This is a genomic window from Sporosarcina ureae (assembly GCF_002109325.1).
Classification (GTDB): domain Bacteria; phylum Bacillota; class Bacilli; order Bacillales_A; family Planococcaceae; genus Sporosarcina; species Sporosarcina ureae_C.
In genome coordinates, this window is sequence record NZ_CP015348.1 from 2,257,103 (window position 1) to 2,273,562 (window position 16,460).

The 16,460-nt window shown below is 38.9% G+C and carries 15 protein-coding genes; 14 read left to right on the top strand and 1 reads right to left on the bottom strand.

Annotation, left to right across the window (positions count from 1 at the left end; all coding sequences use genetic code 11):
* The first annotated feature begins 282 nt into the window (after positions 1 to 282).
* Positions 283 to 1,536 carry an S-layer homology domain-containing protein gene (locus SporoP32a_RS11200; RefSeq protein ID WP_085427955.1) on the top strand — a complete coding sequence of 418 codons (1,254 nt, stop codon included), beginning with the start codon at positions 283 to 285 and terminating at the stop codon, positions 1,534 to 1,536.
* A 122-nt stretch (positions 1,537 to 1,658) separates the two neighbouring features.
* On the opposite strand, the gene SporoP32a_RS11205 is transcribed toward SporoP32a_RS11200, so the two are convergent.
* A complete protein-coding gene (locus SporoP32a_RS11205) occupies positions 1,659 to 2,090 on the bottom strand; it encodes a DUF1284 domain-containing protein (protein ID WP_085427956.1) in 432 nt (143 codons plus the stop codon).
* Between the two features lie 166 nt (positions 2,091 to 2,256).
* Between SporoP32a_RS11205 and SporoP32a_RS11210 the strand changes: the two genes are divergently transcribed.
* From SporoP32a_RS11210 to SporoP32a_RS11270, 13 genes are all read left to right on the top strand, one after another.
* The gene (locus SporoP32a_RS11210) at positions 2,257 to 3,177 is read left to right on the top strand and encodes a DMT family transporter (RefSeq protein WP_085427957.1); all 921 of its coding nucleotides are present in this window, start codon (positions 2,257 to 2,259) and stop codon (positions 3,175 to 3,177) included.
* A gap of 1,075 nt (positions 3,178 to 4,252) precedes the next feature.
* Positions 4,253 to 5,176, top strand: coding sequence for a phosphogluconate dehydrogenase (NAD(+)-dependent, decarboxylating) (gene gnd / locus SporoP32a_RS11215; protein WP_335696109.1), 924 nt, complete (start codon positions 4,253 to 4,255; stop codon positions 5,174 to 5,176).
* A 7-nt stretch (positions 5,177 to 5,183) separates the two neighbouring features.
* On the top strand, positions 5,184 to 6,140 hold the full coding sequence (locus SporoP32a_RS11220; RefSeq protein ID WP_232319518.1) for a sugar kinase: 957 nt from the start codon (positions 5,184 to 5,186) through the stop codon (positions 6,138 to 6,140).
* Between the two features lie 9 nt (positions 6,141 to 6,149).
* Entirely contained in the window at positions 6,150 to 6,809 is a 660-nt protein-coding gene (locus SporoP32a_RS11225) for a bifunctional 4-hydroxy-2-oxoglutarate aldolase/2-dehydro-3-deoxy-phosphogluconate aldolase (protein ID WP_085427959.1), read from the top strand.
* Positions 6,791 to 7,939 carry a galactonate dehydratase gene (gene dgoD, locus SporoP32a_RS11230; protein ID WP_085427960.1) on the top strand — a complete coding sequence of 383 codons (1,149 nt, stop codon included), beginning with the start codon at positions 6,791 to 6,793 and terminating at the stop codon, positions 7,937 to 7,939. Before SporoP32a_RS11225 ends, dgoD begins: the two co-directional genes overlap by 19 nt.
* The gene (gene rpiA, locus SporoP32a_RS11235; protein ID WP_085427961.1) at positions 7,933 to 8,601 is read left to right on the top strand and encodes a ribose 5-phosphate isomerase A; all 669 of its coding nucleotides are present in this window, start codon (positions 7,933 to 7,935) and stop codon (positions 8,599 to 8,601) included. The genes dgoD and rpiA overlap by 7 nt, the downstream gene beginning before the upstream one ends.
* A 125-nt stretch (positions 8,602 to 8,726) precedes the next feature.
* Positions 8,727 to 9,767, top strand: coding sequence for a TRAP transporter substrate-binding protein (locus tag SporoP32a_RS11240; RefSeq protein ID WP_232319519.1), 1,041 nt, complete (start codon positions 8,727 to 8,729; stop codon positions 9,765 to 9,767).
* A gap of 80 nt (positions 9,768 to 9,847) precedes the next feature.
* Positions 9,848 to 10,360, top strand: coding sequence for a TRAP transporter small permease (locus SporoP32a_RS11245; protein ID WP_085427962.1), 513 nt, complete (start codon positions 9,848 to 9,850; stop codon positions 10,358 to 10,360).
* A 13-nt stretch (positions 10,361 to 10,373) separates the two neighbouring features.
* Positions 10,374 to 11,642, top strand: a complete 1,269-nt coding sequence (locus SporoP32a_RS11250; RefSeq protein WP_085427963.1) for a TRAP transporter large permease — start codon at positions 10,374 to 10,376, stop codon at positions 11,640 to 11,642.
* Positions 11,643 to 11,663: 21 nt separating this feature from the next.
* Complete coding sequence (locus SporoP32a_RS11255; protein ID WP_085427964.1) at positions 11,664 to 13,817, top strand: dihydroxy-acid dehydratase domain-containing protein; 2,154 nt, start codon at positions 11,664 to 11,666, stop codon at positions 13,815 to 13,817.
* 30 nt (positions 13,818 to 13,847) lie between these two features.
* Positions 13,848 to 14,621, top strand: a complete 774-nt coding sequence (locus SporoP32a_RS11260; RefSeq protein WP_085427965.1) for an IclR family transcriptional regulator — start codon at positions 13,848 to 13,850, stop codon at positions 14,619 to 14,621.
* A 1-nt stretch (position 14,622) separates the two neighbouring features.
* Positions 14,623 to 15,513, top strand: a complete 891-nt coding sequence (locus SporoP32a_RS11265) for a fumarylacetoacetate hydrolase family protein (RefSeq protein WP_085427966.1) — start codon at positions 14,623 to 14,625, stop codon at positions 15,511 to 15,513.
* Between the two features lie 19 nt (positions 15,514 to 15,532).
* Positions 15,533 to 16,432 carry a dihydrodipicolinate synthase family protein gene (locus SporoP32a_RS11270; RefSeq protein ID WP_085427967.1) on the top strand — a complete coding sequence of 300 codons (900 nt, stop codon included), beginning with the start codon at positions 15,533 to 15,535 and terminating at the stop codon, positions 16,430 to 16,432.
* Positions 16,433 to 16,460 lie beyond the last annotated feature (28 nt).

The window sequence follows — 16,460 nt, forward strand, 5'->3', positions numbered from 1 at the left end:
ATTATTACTGTCGAATTCCGTCGAAAGCCATATAATATGGTCATGCTATCAAACAAAAAACTATTGGTCAAATAGTAAGTTCCATAAAAAGTTAAGTCGCTTAAACTGTTGATAGTGTGCTGTTTTAAGGCACTTCCATCTGAATTATGACAATAGTAAAAATATAGTTAAAATATTTGGATTATTCCGTAAATAAATATATACGAATCATTTGAAACTTGGTAGAATATTAATAACAAGTAACCAACAGCCGACAAAATAAATCACTGAGGAGGAAAGATTATGAAGAAGACTAGTCGGATTTTCGTTTGGACTGTATTGATCGTTATGCTTTCATTTGTATCATTGGGTTCTGCCCAAGCAGCAACAAAGGAATTCAAGGATGTGTCGAAGAATCACCCGAACTATGAAGCGATCCATTATTTACAGGATAAAGGCTTTATAGGAGGCTATACGGACGGCACATTTAGACCGAAGGAACAAATATCTCGTAAACACGTGGCGAAGTTACTGGATCAAGCACTGAAATTACCACAAGCCACAACAGCCGTGACGTATTATGATGTACCGAAGACTCATCCATACTATAGCTCGATCATGAAATTGACAGCGGCAGGCATTTTCAGTGGTGGAACAGATGGCTATTTCAATCCGGAAGCACCGATTACACGGATTCAAATGGCGAAAGTACTCGATATCGCATTTGATTTATACATGACGAAACAAAATTCATTTTATGATGTGTATATTGAGCATTGGGGTTACACACATGCCAATGCGCTAAAAGCTAGTGGAGTTTCGAGTGGTTATCCAGACGGTGAATTCAGGCCGGACGAACCCGTTACACGCGCGCACTACGCACAGTTTTTATACGCAGCCATCAAAGTGAAGGAAGCGCGTCCAGCTACGGATAAAGTAACAAAAGGTAAAGCGTGGGATCTCGTCAATCGGACAACGTTTGAACTGGAAAAGACGATGCGCGACGCCCGGATGAATCAGTGGAGATATTCGGATATAGAATCTACTCTACGTATGAATGCGACAAAAGCATTAGTAGACGGGGATCTGAAAGGTTACTACGATCCTAAATGCCAGGACTGCTATATGAACGTTTTACCATATATTAATAATGAGCCATTGGTACGTTTCGATTTTACACAACCTGATTCCACTACATTGAATGTAAACACAGTGGAATTCCAAAATGGCTATACGGTTGGCGGATTCGTAGCTTATCAATTTAAAAAACAAGATAATAAGTGGAAGATGAATTCGTTGAAGTATACAAAGGTCGGGACGAAGAACTTCCAGCTGACGATCAATGAAGCTAAAAAAGTGTTGGAAGCCGAGTTTACATCTTTTGGACATAAAAATATGGTAGCTAAATATGTTACAACTACTCAGCAAATTGAATTGGATCCTGTAACAGATGCGAAGTACACATTTGACCAGTATACATTCAATCTGGATTCAGATAATGGACGCTTCAAAGTGAAATTCAATTCTTCGGATGGCTTCACTTCGTTTGTGAATTAACTAAAAAAACGTGCACACCATCGATTGGGATGATGTGCACGTTTTTGTGTGAATTTTTATCGTACAATGACCAAGGTGTTGGAGTAGGGGGCGATGAAAGATTGATCTACCGATGGACTTTATTAATCCATTCCGCTTGGCAACACTTTCTTCAGACCATTGGACTCGATCACACTTGCGACCCCCTCCTGACAAAACCCATACGAACGCCAAGAACACGTCTCACAGACCACCGCAATATCTTCCGGTACTACATGCACCCGAATTCTTCTCTCGACCTCACGCCAAGGCAGCACATCACTGACCTTCAATCCAAGCTTGTGTAAAATTTCCGAATCTCTCACATAGATTCCGTCATCCTCGCAATGATAGGGTTGTCCTTCAGGAAACTTCGCACATAAATAATCAGGTCCTTTCATGATTTGAATGAACGTATCAGGCCGTTCACGTAGTTCGTCGTGGATATTGGTCATATTAGCCGTATACTCTTCGGAATACCCCATCCCACGGTACCCGAGTAAACAAAATATATGATGCCCGCGTAATTTAATCATAGAACCCCACCTTTTCCACACTGATTATTAGTTAACCAATTTTATTATTTAGTATACACATAATTGTGTGCGGGAGGGAAGTGAGAATTATGTGACATTGACTTTATGTGTATAGCTTCTATAATTAGCCAATACGAAAATAATCTGCAGAGGGGACTAGTAAAGTATGAAAGACATAAAAGTAATTATCACATTAGTACTCGTCATGTTCACATGGGGAATTAACGTATCAGCTCTCAAATATCTTGTGACCTATTTCGATCCAATTACTATTACTTCATTGCGGATCATGGTCGCCGCATTATCAGTATTCATTATCTTGTTCGTACTGAAGAAAATCCGTTTGCCGAAAAATAAGGAATGGCTCTATATCCTTGGCGGTGCGATGACCAATGTTGTATTACATCATTACTTTCTAGCTGAAGGATTGTCGAGGACCAGCGCGGCCAACGGAGGATTGATATTAGGCCTCGGACCGTTGCTGACAGCTACGTTATCCGTTCTGATTCTGAGGGAACGTGTTACATTCGTGCGATCACTCGGGTTCCTATTTGGCGGTATCGGAGTCGGAGTCATCGTCCTGGCGGGTAGTGGGACAATTGGCAAAATCTCGTTTGGCGATATTGAAATATTTCTGTCGATTGCGTCCCAGGCACTCAGCTTCATACTGATTAAAAAAGCGTCCCAAACGATGGACGCGAAGTTGCTGACAGGATATATGTTTCTGTTCGGTTCGATGATTCTTTTTATAGTTTCGCTCGTAAAGGAACCAGGTGGCTTGGGGCGCCTGGATAGCGGAACACCATCCATCTGGGCAATTTTCTTTTTCTCAGCTCTATTAGCTACAGCTGTCGGGCACATGTTATACAACTCCGCCATCGAAAAAATTGGTGCTGCACGCTCGTCGATTTTCTTAAACTTGAATACGTTCTTCTCTTTAATCGCAGCTAGTCTATTTCTCGGTGAAACAATCTACCTGGCCCATTATATAGGTCTAGCATTAATTATCGCGGGTGTGCTATTCGGCTCTGGGTCATTGGAGGCGATTATTAGGAACCGGAATAAACACGTCCCGCCTGTTGGCTAGCTATAGATATTAATTAAATACACGAACACTAATAATCTGATAACCAGCATTTTGGTTGTGGAGCTTGCTTCTACTTCGTGCATATAGAACAAAAATAATGAAGGACATTCGTGTAGCATGTATATAGTATTGCGGAATATGTGGAAGTGGTGACATTAAAGTGAGTGTGGAAAGTTGTCTATGAGAGAATCATAGACGGAAAGTATAGAGTCATTTATATTCAAAACTTTGCCGACCTCATAAAGATTTTCACCGCGTAATGGCGAGAATTTATCTATCTCATTAGGTATTGACTTTATGAATGCGGAGCTTCTCACAGGATATATGTTCCTTATTGGTTCAATTATTCTATTTGTTATTACGCTCTTATAGTATCTATTGGACTTAAGTGATTTATATAGAGAAATCCTCTCAGATTGAGCAATATTCATTTTAGGTTTGTTAGAAATAGCTGTTGGTTATATGGCATATAATTCAGTATTTGATAAATAGGTACTGCGTGTTCTTGCATAATGTTAAACTTAAACACTATTTCCTACTGATGAGAGAGAATTTATTCTCAAGGGAAGTAATTTTCCAGCACATTTTATTGAATTGATATTTATTGCAGTTATAGTACATGGCTCTGGATTTTTTTGTATTGCTATTAATAAAATAAGGAGTGGAAAAATATTGTAATTCCTCAGGTGATGAAAAGGATGAATGTCTTAAAAGGTCAACTTTGAAGCCATTCGTTTAGTAGAATTGAAAGACACTGGAGTTAATATTAAAGTGTCAAATTTTCAAAAAGTGAATTTTTATATTAAGCGTTAGAAAATACAGAAAAATAAACCTTGATTTATCAGATAAGATTGAATATACTTTTAATCAATATAGGGAGGTAGAAACATTAAAGCTCTCAATGCTAAATAAAAACTTGAGTTATGTAATTACTAACTGGAAAAAGAAATATACTTACTTCAAGTTTTATTAATGATGTTTTTTTAATTCTCTATCAAAACGTCGTTCATCAATGCTGAACGACGGTATGGTTTAAGAACGGTGTTTAGTAATAATGAATATGAAATAACGGGGAGTGAGAGCTTTGAAGATCGCTTTAATAGGTTTAGGAAAGATGGGAAGAAATCTGGCGATTAATATTTTACAAAAAGGCTATTCTGTAACCGGTTACGATATTCTTCCCCAAGTAAAGGATCAATTGTTGCGAGAAGAAATATTTCAGACTGAAAAGTTCAAGTTTATTAGTGAATGGGAATCATTTATACAGGTAATCAAGCCTGAAGACATAATCTTAATACTCATTCCGCATGGTGAAGAAACAGAATTAATGTTAGAACAACTTTTGAAAGCCCTTCCAAAAGGTTCTACAGTACTAGAATGCGGGAATTCTCATTATAAAGAAATTGAAAAATGGAATGAGGTATATCTAAAAGCTGGTCTGAACCTACTTGATGTTGGTACAAGTGGCGGGATAGACGGTGCTAGAGAAGGACTTTGCGTAATGATAGGCGGAAACCATGATAGCTATAAACGAATTGAACCATTTTTAATCGAGATTTGCTGTGAAGGTGGACTTTTGTATACCGGTAAAACAGGTAGTGGACATTATTTAAAAATGATCCATAACGGTATTGAATACGGAATGATGCAAGCAATTGCAGAAGGATTTGAAGTATTGAATGAAAGTCCATATCCATTTGATTATAAGGAAGTGGCGCGACTTTGGAATAATGGATCAGTCATTAGAAGTTGGCTGATGGAGCTTGTAGAGGAATCATTCAGGAAGGAACCCAGATTAGAATCCATTGTCGGAAAGATGAATGCGTCGGGAGAAGCACAATGGATGGTAGAAGAAGCAATGGATTTGAATGTGCCGGTTCCAGTTACAGCCTTATCGTTAATGGTACGGAACCGATCAATGCAGGAAGATACTTTCAGTGGAAAGGTCGTGGCTGCATTAAGAAAAGAATTCGGTGGTCATGAGGTAGAGGGGAAGTGAACTTATAGTGACAGATGTATTTACAATTGGCGAAACGATGGTGATATTTCAGTCTCAAGCAATAGGTAACTTAGAAGATCTTCCACAGATATATCAGAAGATCGGAGGTGCAGAGTCCAACTTTGCTACTGGTCTAGCACGTCTAGGTCATCGAGTTTCGTATATGAGCAAATTGGGAAATGATCCATTTGGTCGTCGTATCCTAAAAAGTATTAAATCAGAAGGAATTGATACTACTCATCTCAAGATGATAGAAAATGCCCAAACGGGTCTTTTATTTAAAGAACAAAAATTCAGCGATGTCATGAACGTATACTATTACCGAAAAGATTCTGCGGCAAGCCACATGCAAAAGGAAGAACTTCCTGAAGACATCTTTGAAGGACTGAAATATCTACATGTTACAGGAGTAACTCCAGCTCTAAGCAGCTCTTGTAAAGAACTTGTATTTAAAGCGATAGAATTAGCACGCAAACATGACGTTAAAATTATTTTTGATCCCAATATTCGATTTAAGCTTTGGGACAAGGAAGAGGCATTTGAAGTCTTAAATGCGATTGCCGTAAAAGCAGATTATATTTTGGCGGGTATAGAAGAAGCGGCTTTTCTGACAAAGCAAACCGAAGTCCGCGAAATTTGCCAAACGTTACAAACAAATACACAGCAAATCATAGTCATTAAGCGTGGAAAAGAGAGTACAGTGCTGTATGAACATGGGAATTATAAAGAGATTCCTGTCGTGAATGTTGCTAATATAGTCGATCCTGTAGGTGCAGGTGATGCATTTGCAGCGGGATTCGTGCACGGCCTTTTGTTAAACTGTCGTCATGAAGAAAGTGTACGATACGGAAATAGCCTTGGCGCAAGAGTTATCCAGCAGTTTGGTGATATAGACGGTTTACCTACACTGGAAGAATTCAATGAAGGACTTAAAGGCGACTTCACATCAGACGTAAGGAGGTAGTTCGTTATATTGAGAAAATGGGATAAACTTAAAATTATTGAAGAAAACGGTGTAGTGGTGGTGTTGAGGAAAATTCACCCTGAACAGATTAACAAAGTGATCGAAACGTTGGTTAACAGTGGAATCAAGGTATTGGAAATCACAGCAGATAGTGAAAATAGTTACGATACTATACGCGACATGAAAAAGAAATATGGGGATCAAGTGCTAATCGGTGCCGGTACTGTGTTAGACAAAGAAACGGCGAAATTGGCAGCCGATGCACAAGCTGATTTTATTTTTTCACCAAATTTAGATGTAGAAGTGATTCAGACAGCGAATCGATATGGCTGTATTTCCATCCCGGGTGTATATACCCCTACAGAAATCGTAACGGCATATACCGCAGGGGCAGATTTAGTTAAAGTTTTCCCTGCTACGACATTAGGGCCGAGCTACTTTAAAGATTTACAAGGTCCACTAGCTCATATTCCTATGATGCCAACAGGTGGAATAGGGCTGGAGAATATGGGTGAATTCCTAGCGAATGGGGCTATAGCTATTGGGGTAGGAAGCTCACTTTTGAACAAAAAGCTTATTGACACGGGAAACTACGAGGAGCTTGGTGAGAAAGCAAGAAGCTTTGTAAACCGATTTAATGAGGTGAAAGCATGCGAATCAAGGAAATAGAAACGTTCCGAGTTCCCCCGAGATGGCTTTTCTTGAAGATTACAACTGATGAAGGCTTAGTTGGTTGGGGTGAACCAATAGTAGAAGGGCGTGCTTCCACCGTAGAGGCATGCGTTCATGAACTGAGTGAATATTTGATAGGAAATGACCCAATGCGAATTGAAGACATTTGGAACACACTATATCGTTCGGGATTTTATCGTGGTGGACCTATCCTGATGAGTGCGATAGCGGGAATTGATCAGGCGCTTTGGGATATTAAAGGGAAATTCTATAATGCTCCTATATACGAACTTATGGGAGGTGCTTGTAGAGACAAGGTGAAAGTATATTCTTGGATCGGTGGAGATCGTCCTTCAGATGTACTGGAACAAGCAAAAAAGGCGAAAGAAAATGGTTTCCAGGCAATTAAGATGAATGCAACTGAAGAGCTTCAAATTATAGATAGTTATTCGAAAATTGACAATGTTCTAGAAAGGGTGGCTTTGATTAGGGAAGGGTTAGGTTCTGATTTTGGAATCGGAATAGATTTCCATGGACGTGTGCATAAACCGATGGCAAAAATTTTGGCGAAAGAGCTTGAACAATTTCGTCCAATGTTCATAGAAGAACCTGTCTTAGCTGAAAATAATGAAGCGCTCAAGGAAGTTGCTAGACATAGTAACATCCCTATTGCAACAGGTGAGAGAATGTACTCTAGATGGGATTTTAAGAAAATCTTGCAGGAAGGATATGTAGATATTATCCAGCCGGACTTATCACATGCGGGTGGAATTACCGAATGTAAAAAGATATTTTCGATGGCGGAAGCCTATGATGTAGCAGTAGCTCCTCATTGTCCCTTAGGCCCAATAGCTCTTGCGGCATGTTTACAAGTTGATACCACAAGCTATAATGTTTTTATTCAAGAACAAAGCCTGGGCATTCACTACAATAAGGGGAATGACGTGTTGGATTATCTGAATGATCAATCTGTCTTCAAATTCGAGGATGGATATGCCAAGAATCTTACAGCACCAGGACTGGGAATTAGTATTAATGAGTCCTATGTAAGGGAGAAACAAAAGGAAGGGCATAACTGGAAAAACCCAATTTGGCGGCATGAAGATGGGACGGTTGCGGAATGGTAAGCCCTTACGAAAAGAATATAAATAATGAAGAAAAAAATGCGTTGGCAAATTTGGCGGTTTCATTAGTTGAAAATAAAACTGTTATAGGTTTAGGATCTGGCTCAACCATCGGTTTTTTTCTAGAGCATTTAGCATTGCGAATGAAAGAAGAAAAATTGGAGCTGAAATTCATTGCTTCTTCTAATAAGATTGCAAAGCAAGCGAAAAAACTGAACCTTCAACTTATTGAGATTGAGGATGTACCTTTTATTGATCAGGCATTTGATGGTGCAGATAGAGTAGATCTGAATAGCAATCTAATTAAAGGAGGTGGAGGGTCACTTTTTCGTGAACGACAAGTATTGCTGAAAGCTGAGCAACGGTATATTTTAGCGGATTCCTCAAAATTCACAAATAGTCTTTTGGGTCAAATCATCCCTCTAGAGATTGTACCGTTTAATGCATCGTTTACAATTAAAAGAATTGAAAGTTTGGGGTACAAAATTGCATTAAGAAAAGATGGGGACAACAATTTTATTACCGACAATGGAAACTGGATTGTAGATGTATCGAAACAAAAAAGTGTATCACCAGCAGATATTTATGAGCAGCTAAAACTAATATCGGGTGTCGTGGAAATTGGTTTATTCCTAAATGAAGATTATCATATATTAAAAACCTAACTAATCAAGTGAGTATAAACCTAAAAACCGAACCTAATACCAAATATTACGAATCAAATGAAAGCGCTTGCTTTAAGCGATAGCTTGGAATGCCATTCATTATTACAAAATGAGGAGGAGTTATATTGAAAAAGAATTTAATAATGATATTTACTTTATTGCTAATGAGCGTATTAGTAGCAGCTTGTGGAAATGGTGAGAGCGACAGCACTAAAGGAGCTGGGGAAGCATCAGCAGACTCTGGCGAAACAAAGAAATTAAGAATAAGCCTTGGTTTAAATGATAAAACACCTCTATATAAAAGTTCTGAAAAGTTTAAGGAACTTGTAGAGGAAAAAACAGATTCACTGAACGTAGAAATTTATCATTCTGGTCAAATTGCAGATGACCGTTCTGCGATTGAGATGTTGCAATTTGGTACGTTGGATATAACAATTCCTTCTACGGCTCCATTTACTTCGTTCGTTCCTGAATATGGTGTGTTCGACTTACCGTTTACACTGAAGAACACAGATGTAGTAGATAAAGTATTGCAAGGAAAAATAGGTGATGAGCTTGCAGAAAAAGCTAGTGAACAAGGTGTTAAGCAACTGGCTTGGTGGGAAAATGGATTCCGTCAATTAACGAACAGTAAAACTTCGGTTAAGACATTGGATGATTTGAACGGGTTAAAGGTTCGTACTATGGAAAACGATATCCATCTAGGTGCTTGGAAAGCAATGGGGGCAAATCCGACTCCAATGGCATTTACAGAGTTGTTTACGGCGATGCAACAGAAAACAGTAGATGGTCAAGAAAACCCATATCCAACAATTTTATTGGAAAAATATCCTGAAGTCCAAAAGCATGTGACGGAAACTAATCATATTTATTCGCCATTTATTTTCTTGATCAGCCAAAAGACTTGGGACGGCTTGACAGAAGAACAGCAGGAAATTGTAGAAAGTGCAGCGCTAGAAGCTGGAGAGCACAACCGAAAGCTTTCGCGTGAAACAGCAGCATCCGCACTAGAAGAACTAAAAGTGCAAATGGAATATAGCAAAGTTAGTGATGCTGAATTGGAAAAGTTCCGTGAAGCTGTGAAGCCTGTCATAGAAAAGTATAAAGAGAGTATTGGAGAAGATTTCGTAGAGAAGTATTTAAATGAAGTCAATAACGCTGAATAAATGAAAAGTCCACAAAGAAAAAAGCAAGTTAATCACTATTAACTTGCTTTTTTTCAAAAGCAGGTGGGAGGAGCTATGATATGCCAGTCTTAAGATGGATCGATCATAACGTGGAACGAGTGATATTGTTCTTGTTGTTGTCAGTCATGACAATTGTAATTATACTGCAAGTCTTTATGAGATACGTTGTTGAAAGCTCTTTGACATGGTCTGAAGAGTTAGCACGATTTTGCTTTGTCTGGCTCATTTACATAGGGATTAGTTATGGGGTAAAACGAGCAAGACACATTCGTGTGGAAGCGCTATTATCTGTATTTAAAAGGCGAGGTAAATATGTCATTAACATGATAGCGCATCTTATGTTCTTGTTCTTTGCATTAATTGCAGTCTACTATGGCTTTACAATTTACCAGGCTATTAAAGGTACCGGTCAGGTAGCACCATCAATCAGAATCTCCATGTCGATCATGTATTTAGGGATGCCCATAGGAATGCTATTAACTTCAGTTCGTTTGATTCAAAGAATATATATAGAAACCAAGCTATATCGATCCAATGAAGAAATAATTGATAACGATATACCGAGATTATAAGGAGGGTGATAGAATGGGTGTCTTAATATTTGTATCTTTTGCAATCCTACTGATACTTACCGTACCTATTGGAATTGCCCTGGGTCTGTCTGCAGTAATTGCCCTTCTCATTGACGGATCTATTCCGGTAGAATTCATAATAAAAGAATTGACAACATCTACAAACTCATTTCCTCTATTAGCAATCCCATTCTTTATTTTAGCGGGTGAAATTATGGGGAAGGGCGGTATTTCTATCCGTCTGATTGCTGTAGCGGAATCCTTAGTTGGATCTGTTACAGGTGGTTTAGCTATGACGGCCATTGTCACGTCCATGTTCTTCGCAGCTATTTCAGGTTCGGGACCTGCGACTGTAGCTGCTGTTGGTGGTCTGATGATACCGGCCATGGTTAAAAAGGGGTATGATATCAAATTCTCGACGGCCGTTATTGCATCAGCGGGTTCGATAGGTGTCATAATACCGCCTTCAATTCCAATGGTCATGTATGGAGTTTCCGGAAGCGTATCTATAGGCGACATGTTCATGGCAGGTATCGTACCGGGCATCATGGTGGGTCTAGGATTAATGGTTTACGCATATTACTATTCCAAAAAAGCAGGTTATAAAGGTAGTACGGATAAAATCTCCTTCAGCCGTATTTTGAAACAAGTCTGGCTGGCCAAATGGTCATTGTTGATTCCTGTTATTATTTTGGGCGGAATCTATGGTGGGATCTTTACACCCACAGAAGCTGCTGCAATAGCAGTGTTTATTGGGTTCATAATTGGCGCATTCGTTTATAGAGAATTAAAGTTCAAGGACATCTCAGATATCTTCGTCGATTCTGCGCTAATGACTGCTACCATCTTAGTTATTGTGGGTAGTGCAACAGGGTTTGGGAAGCTGTTGGCAATGGAGCAAATCCCAATAAAAATTGCGGATTATATGCTATCACTTTCTTCAGAACCCTTCATCATTATTTTATTAATCATTGTACTTTTGCTAATCGTAGGATGTTTTATGGACACGATTGCAGCAATCATCATTCTGACACCGATCTTGTTACCTATAGCAACGCTTGTCGGCTTCGATCCGATTCACTTTGGCATCATCATGATTATTTCATTGGCAATTGGCTTCATTACACCTCCTGTGGGAGTAAACTTATTTGTCGGTTCTAGTATTTCAGGAGTTAGTATGGAGTCATTATCAAAAGCAATCGTACCGTTTATCATCTCAATGATATTTGTTTTACTGGTTGTATCATTTATTCCAGGTTTATCGTTACTATTTCTAGATTAATATTAAATAGGAGTGAACAATATGTTATTTCCTCAAATGCGTAGCAGAATAAATCCTTACAAAGATAACGTGCAAGGGAAAGCGAATGAACCCATAACAGTGGCAGGTCTTTTGGACAACGCCAAGAAAATCCTAGGTCCTCTTTATGAAGGTGGTACACCGGATTGGTCGTTAGAGAATGTCGTACTACGATTGGAACAAGATGCTCCTCGAATTGCAATTATAGGGGGCTCTGCTGATCATCCAGCTCATATTATGGACTATATGACCTCCTCACGCGCGGCTATCAGGATCTGGCAAAACGGTGGTGTCCCATTTTACTTTTCAACTCCAGTCATGTGCGATGGTACTGCTCAATCCAATCAAGGTATGAGTTACTCATTGCAAAGTAGAAATGCTGTTGCCCAGATGATCGTTAATCAGCTCGAAGCGCATAGTTATCATGCAGCATTCGTCATCCAAGGATGCGATAAACAGCCTCTTGGCGTTGTTAGTGGCTTAGCCCACTTAGATCGACTCAGACAATTTAGAGGTGATGCGCCATTCTTTGCAACATTTGCACCTGCACACGTTCTGCAAGGTGGTACTATTCCTGAAGATGTTCTTAAAAAGTTGAATGCTGTATATGACAAGGCAATTGAAATGAAACATGAGGAGATTGCCGAAGACTTACGGGACACCATGAATTACATTCTTCAATGTTCTTCCAACACTTCTTTCCAAGGAGTATTCGAGAGAGCAGTTGAAAGAGGAATCATTACAGAAAAAGAGCATAAATATCTCGAAATTCGTTTAGCTGCTGCCACTTGCGATACAAAAGGTGGAGTTTGTGCATTCAATGGTACAGGAAACAGTTCGCGCCACCTGGTTGCAGGTATGGGACTTGTACATCCAGCATTGGAGCTATTGACACAACCACCGAATCAGCAACAGGTCAATGAAGCAATCGATGCGATGGCTACCATGATCAATAAACCTGAATTTGGTGTGTCACGACTGGTGAAATCCAATATTAGAAATGCTGCACGCATTCATAGTGCATCCGGTGGTTCTACAAACTTAATGATGCATATGGTAGCTGCCATGATTTATGCAGGTTATGAGTTTACACTTTTTGATATCGAAAAGATCCTCAAGGAACAACCTATACCTGATCTCTTTAATTATTCATTAACAGAGGGAAGAGATATTTTCTCATTAGCGATGCAGTGCTGTGACGATACGAGCCGTGGCATGGAAACGTTATTTTATGAGCTATTGAATAACGGTGTAGATATGGATCAGGATACGTTGACTGTAACGGGTACATCGTGGAGAGACCGACTAGAATATAGTGAAAGTTTACCAGCCGATAATATTAAAGAAAATGCTGTCATTGTTAGTAATCCTAAAAGACTTTTTAGTGGGGTAGATGTACTCCGTGGGAATTTCTTCGAGAGCGCAGTTGTGAAAATTAGTGGAATGCCAACTCCTCAACTAAATCAGTTTGACGATAAGATGGCTTTCGTTTTGTTCTTCGATAATGAAGATCATGCAAATCAAAGTCTCTTAGACTCCAAATTGATTGATAATATGAAAGACAATAAACTGTTCAGTTATGAAAAACTATTGTCAGTAGTTAAATACAATGCTTCAGATGAATATGAGGAGCTAAAAGAGCTTGATTATAATGCGCTATTCGAAGAGATGACAAAAAGAAGCATATTAAAGATTGCGCTCGTCATTGCGGGACAAGGACCTCTTGCATTTGGTATGCCTGAAATGTTTACACCGATGCAACATATTAATGCAAGTCGCACGTTAAAGAGAATCTGTACTGTTATCAGTGATGGACGTTATTCAGGGGTGACGTACGGTGCTGCCATTGGACATATGACACCTGAAGCGATGGACGGTGGTGGAATTGGTTATCTACAAACTGGAGATATCTTGCATCTTCAATTACGAAAGCACTATATTGACTTAGTGAAAGAACTCGATACTCAAGTTGTATATGAAGATAATATCAAAGATAATGAGACTCGAAAGCAATTATTCGAAGAACGATTAACCAATATGAAACGACGTCAGAAGTTAGTAGCAGCGGTAAATCGAATGGTAGGACATACAGATGCTTCTAAAGGTGTAGTTCCAATCCAAGTCTATGAAGAAGCAGATGAAACCTACGTGAAATAATTGCTAATAAGCAATGAAAAGGTGAGATAGATGAGTCTTGTTCAATCTGTAGTTAGGGCAATTAAAATTTTGGAAGTCTTTGATGAAGTGAATAAAGAACTTAGTATAAAGGAAATTAGTGCGAAACTGGAACTTAATAAGAGTACAGTACATGCTTTATTGAAGACCTTAAAGGAACATGGGTATATCACACAAAATGAACAAACTGCAGATTATTCGTTAGGGTGGAAACTATATGAGCGTGGAAACCTATTGCTTAGTCAACTAAGTCTAAAGCAAGTTTCGTCCCGTCATTTATATACGTTAAACAGAGCTACAAATGAAACGGTCCACTTGGTGAAGCGGTTGGATCAAGAGGCTATTTATATCGATAAAATCAACGGTAACAATACATTGGTCATCTATTCAAGAATCGGAAAGAAAGTTCCGCTACACTGTAGTGCGGTAGGCAAGGTATTGGTTGCGTATTTGCCGAAAGACAGCCTTACAGAGCTATTAGAAGGATATGAATTCATTCAAGCTACTGAAAACTCCATACAAAACCATACAGATTATATGACAGAGCTAGCCCAGGTTAAGAAGCAAGGATACGCGGTGGATGATGAAGAAAATGAGTATGGAATCATTTGTTTTGCTATGCCGATTTATGATCATAAGTATGATGTAGTAGCAGCGGTTAGCGTATCTTCACCAAAAAGTAACTTTACAAAAGAGAAAGAGAATAATTACTTAAAGTTATTAAAATTATGTACGGATAGCATTTCACAAGAATTAGGTGCAAATTTAACTACTAAGGAGAGTTAATATGAGATACATTAAATTCCATCAAAATGGAGAGATCCATACGGCATTAGTTACATTACAAGAAGAGGTATATATAATCGAAGAAGAAAACTATACGGATTTCTATTATAAATTGCAAGAATCGAATCGAACGGCGAATCAATATCTAAAGGATGAAAACATTCAAAAGACTGACTTGTCATTCGACGATTTAGAACTGACATTGCCGACTATACCTGACGAAGTATGGGCGGCAGGTGTAACTTATCAAAAGAGCAGAGAAGCAAGAAATTTTGAAACGAAGAAAGAAGATGAGGAGGATCTAACGTTCTATGATCTAGTGTATGACGCCAAACGTCCCGAAATCTTTTTTAAGTCCACGGCGCGTAGAATCATTGGGCCAAATAGTGATGTTTATATCAGAAGTGATTCGAATTGGCAGATCCCCGAGCCGGAACTGACTCTAATTGTAGGCAAGGAAGAGGATATTATCGGTTATACATTGGGTAATGATATGAGTTGCCGAGATATTGAAGGGGAAAACCCTCTCTATTTACCACAAGCTAAAGTGTGGAAGAATTCGGGTTCAATAGGTCCCGCGATTTTAATGCCTGAAGGAATCGAAGATCCTTACTCGATCGATATCACGTGTAAAATTTACAGGGATAATGAATTGAAGTTCGAGGGTACTGCTTATGTCAATCAATTAAAGCGGAAGCTTGATGAACTGGTTCACTATTTAGTCTATGACAACGATATCTTGGAAGGAACAGCGTTGATGACAGGTACTTGTATTGTACCGCCAAACGATTTTACTTTACAGGATGGGGACACGATTGAAATCTCGAGTGAAAAGATTGGTATCTTGCGGAACGGTGTCAAAGCTCAAAAGAAAATGATTTCGATTCATTAATAGGAAAGGTGGTAAGCCTATGAAGGGAATCATTCCTCCCGTTGTGACGTTACTGGACGAATTAGGTCAAATTGATATGGAGAAGAATAAAAGAGCGATAGATAAATTAATTAGCCACGGAGTGCATGGTGTAGTGTTGTTAGGAAGCTCTGGGGAATTTCCTCACTTCTCACTGGAGGAAAAACAGCAATATCTGGAGCAGATTATTCCGTATATTGACAATCGTATTCCTGTTTTAGTAGGGACAGGCGGAACAGTAATGGAAGAAACTATTGAATTGTCAAAATTCGTTCAAGAGTTAGGTGCTGAAGGAGTGCTTGTTGTGAATCCGTACTATTGGAATCTTTCGGATGAGCAAATGTACACGTACTTCTATGAAGTAGCAGGCTCATTGTCCATAGACCTGTATTTATACAATATTCCACAACTGACTGGCCAAGAGATTCCGTTGGAAGTCGTAAAACAACTCGCGGAAAATATACAGAATATTCGAGGGATAAAGGAAACCGTAGCAAGCATGACCCGTATTCGGACTGTAATTGATGAAGTAGCCAACAAAGTAAATAATTTCCATGTTTATAGTGCTTTTGATGAGCATCTATTAGATGCTCAACTGTATGGAGCCTCAGGAAGTATTAATGGATCTTCAGTCTTTCTGCCCGAAATTTCATTGAATCTATATGAAGCTATACAAAACGAAGACTTCACTGAAGTAAAGAGACATCATATATTAATTTGCAAGTTGATGGAGATTTATAGCTTGCATCCTTCCTTCTACCTAACGATGAAATTGGCTGTACATGAACGTTGGTTTGTGAATCAGGCGATTGGTTATCGGAAACCATTTATAAATAGTGAAGCTCATTTATCTGATACTATCAAGTCTGTTATTTCAGAGTATGCTGGAAATGAAGATTAATATAGACTGGAGCGGTTTCTGATCTGAT

What these genes read in the sequence shown, in the direction of transcription:
- SporoP32a_RS11200 (WP_085427955.1), top strand. Translation starts at nt 283, where the DNA reads ATGAAGAAGACTAGTCGGATTTTCGTTTGGACTGTATTGATCGTTATG.
- SporoP32a_RS11205 (WP_085427956.1), bottom strand. Translation starts at nt 2,090, where the DNA reads ATGATTAAATTACGCGGGCATCATATATTTTGTTTACTCGGGTACCGT.
- SporoP32a_RS11210 (WP_085427957.1), top strand. Translation starts at nt 2,257, where the DNA reads ATGAAAGACATAAAAGTAATTATCACATTAGTACTCGTCATGTTCACA.
- dgoD (WP_085427960.1), top strand. Translation starts at nt 6,791, where the DNA reads ATGCGAATCAAGGAAATAGAAACGTTCCGAGTTCCCCCGAGATGGCTT.
- rpiA (WP_085427961.1), top strand. Translation starts at nt 7,933, where the DNA reads ATGGTAAGCCCTTACGAAAAGAATATAAATAATGAAGAAAAAAATGCG.
- SporoP32a_RS11245 (WP_085427962.1), top strand. Translation starts at nt 9,848, where the DNA reads ATGCCAGTCTTAAGATGGATCGATCATAACGTGGAACGAGTGATATTG.
- SporoP32a_RS11250 (WP_085427963.1), top strand. Translation starts at nt 10,374, where the DNA reads ATGGGTGTCTTAATATTTGTATCTTTTGCAATCCTACTGATACTTACC.
- SporoP32a_RS11255 (WP_085427964.1), top strand. Translation starts at nt 11,664, where the DNA reads ATGTTATTTCCTCAAATGCGTAGCAGAATAAATCCTTACAAAGATAAC.
- SporoP32a_RS11260 (WP_085427965.1), top strand. Translation starts at nt 13,848, where the DNA reads ATGAGTCTTGTTCAATCTGTAGTTAGGGCAATTAAAATTTTGGAAGTC.
- SporoP32a_RS11265 (WP_085427966.1), top strand. Translation starts at nt 14,623, where the DNA reads ATGAGATACATTAAATTCCATCAAAATGGAGAGATCCATACGGCATTA.
- SporoP32a_RS11270 (WP_085427967.1), top strand. Translation starts at nt 15,533, where the DNA reads ATGAAGGGAATCATTCCTCCCGTTGTGACGTTACTGGACGAATTAGGT.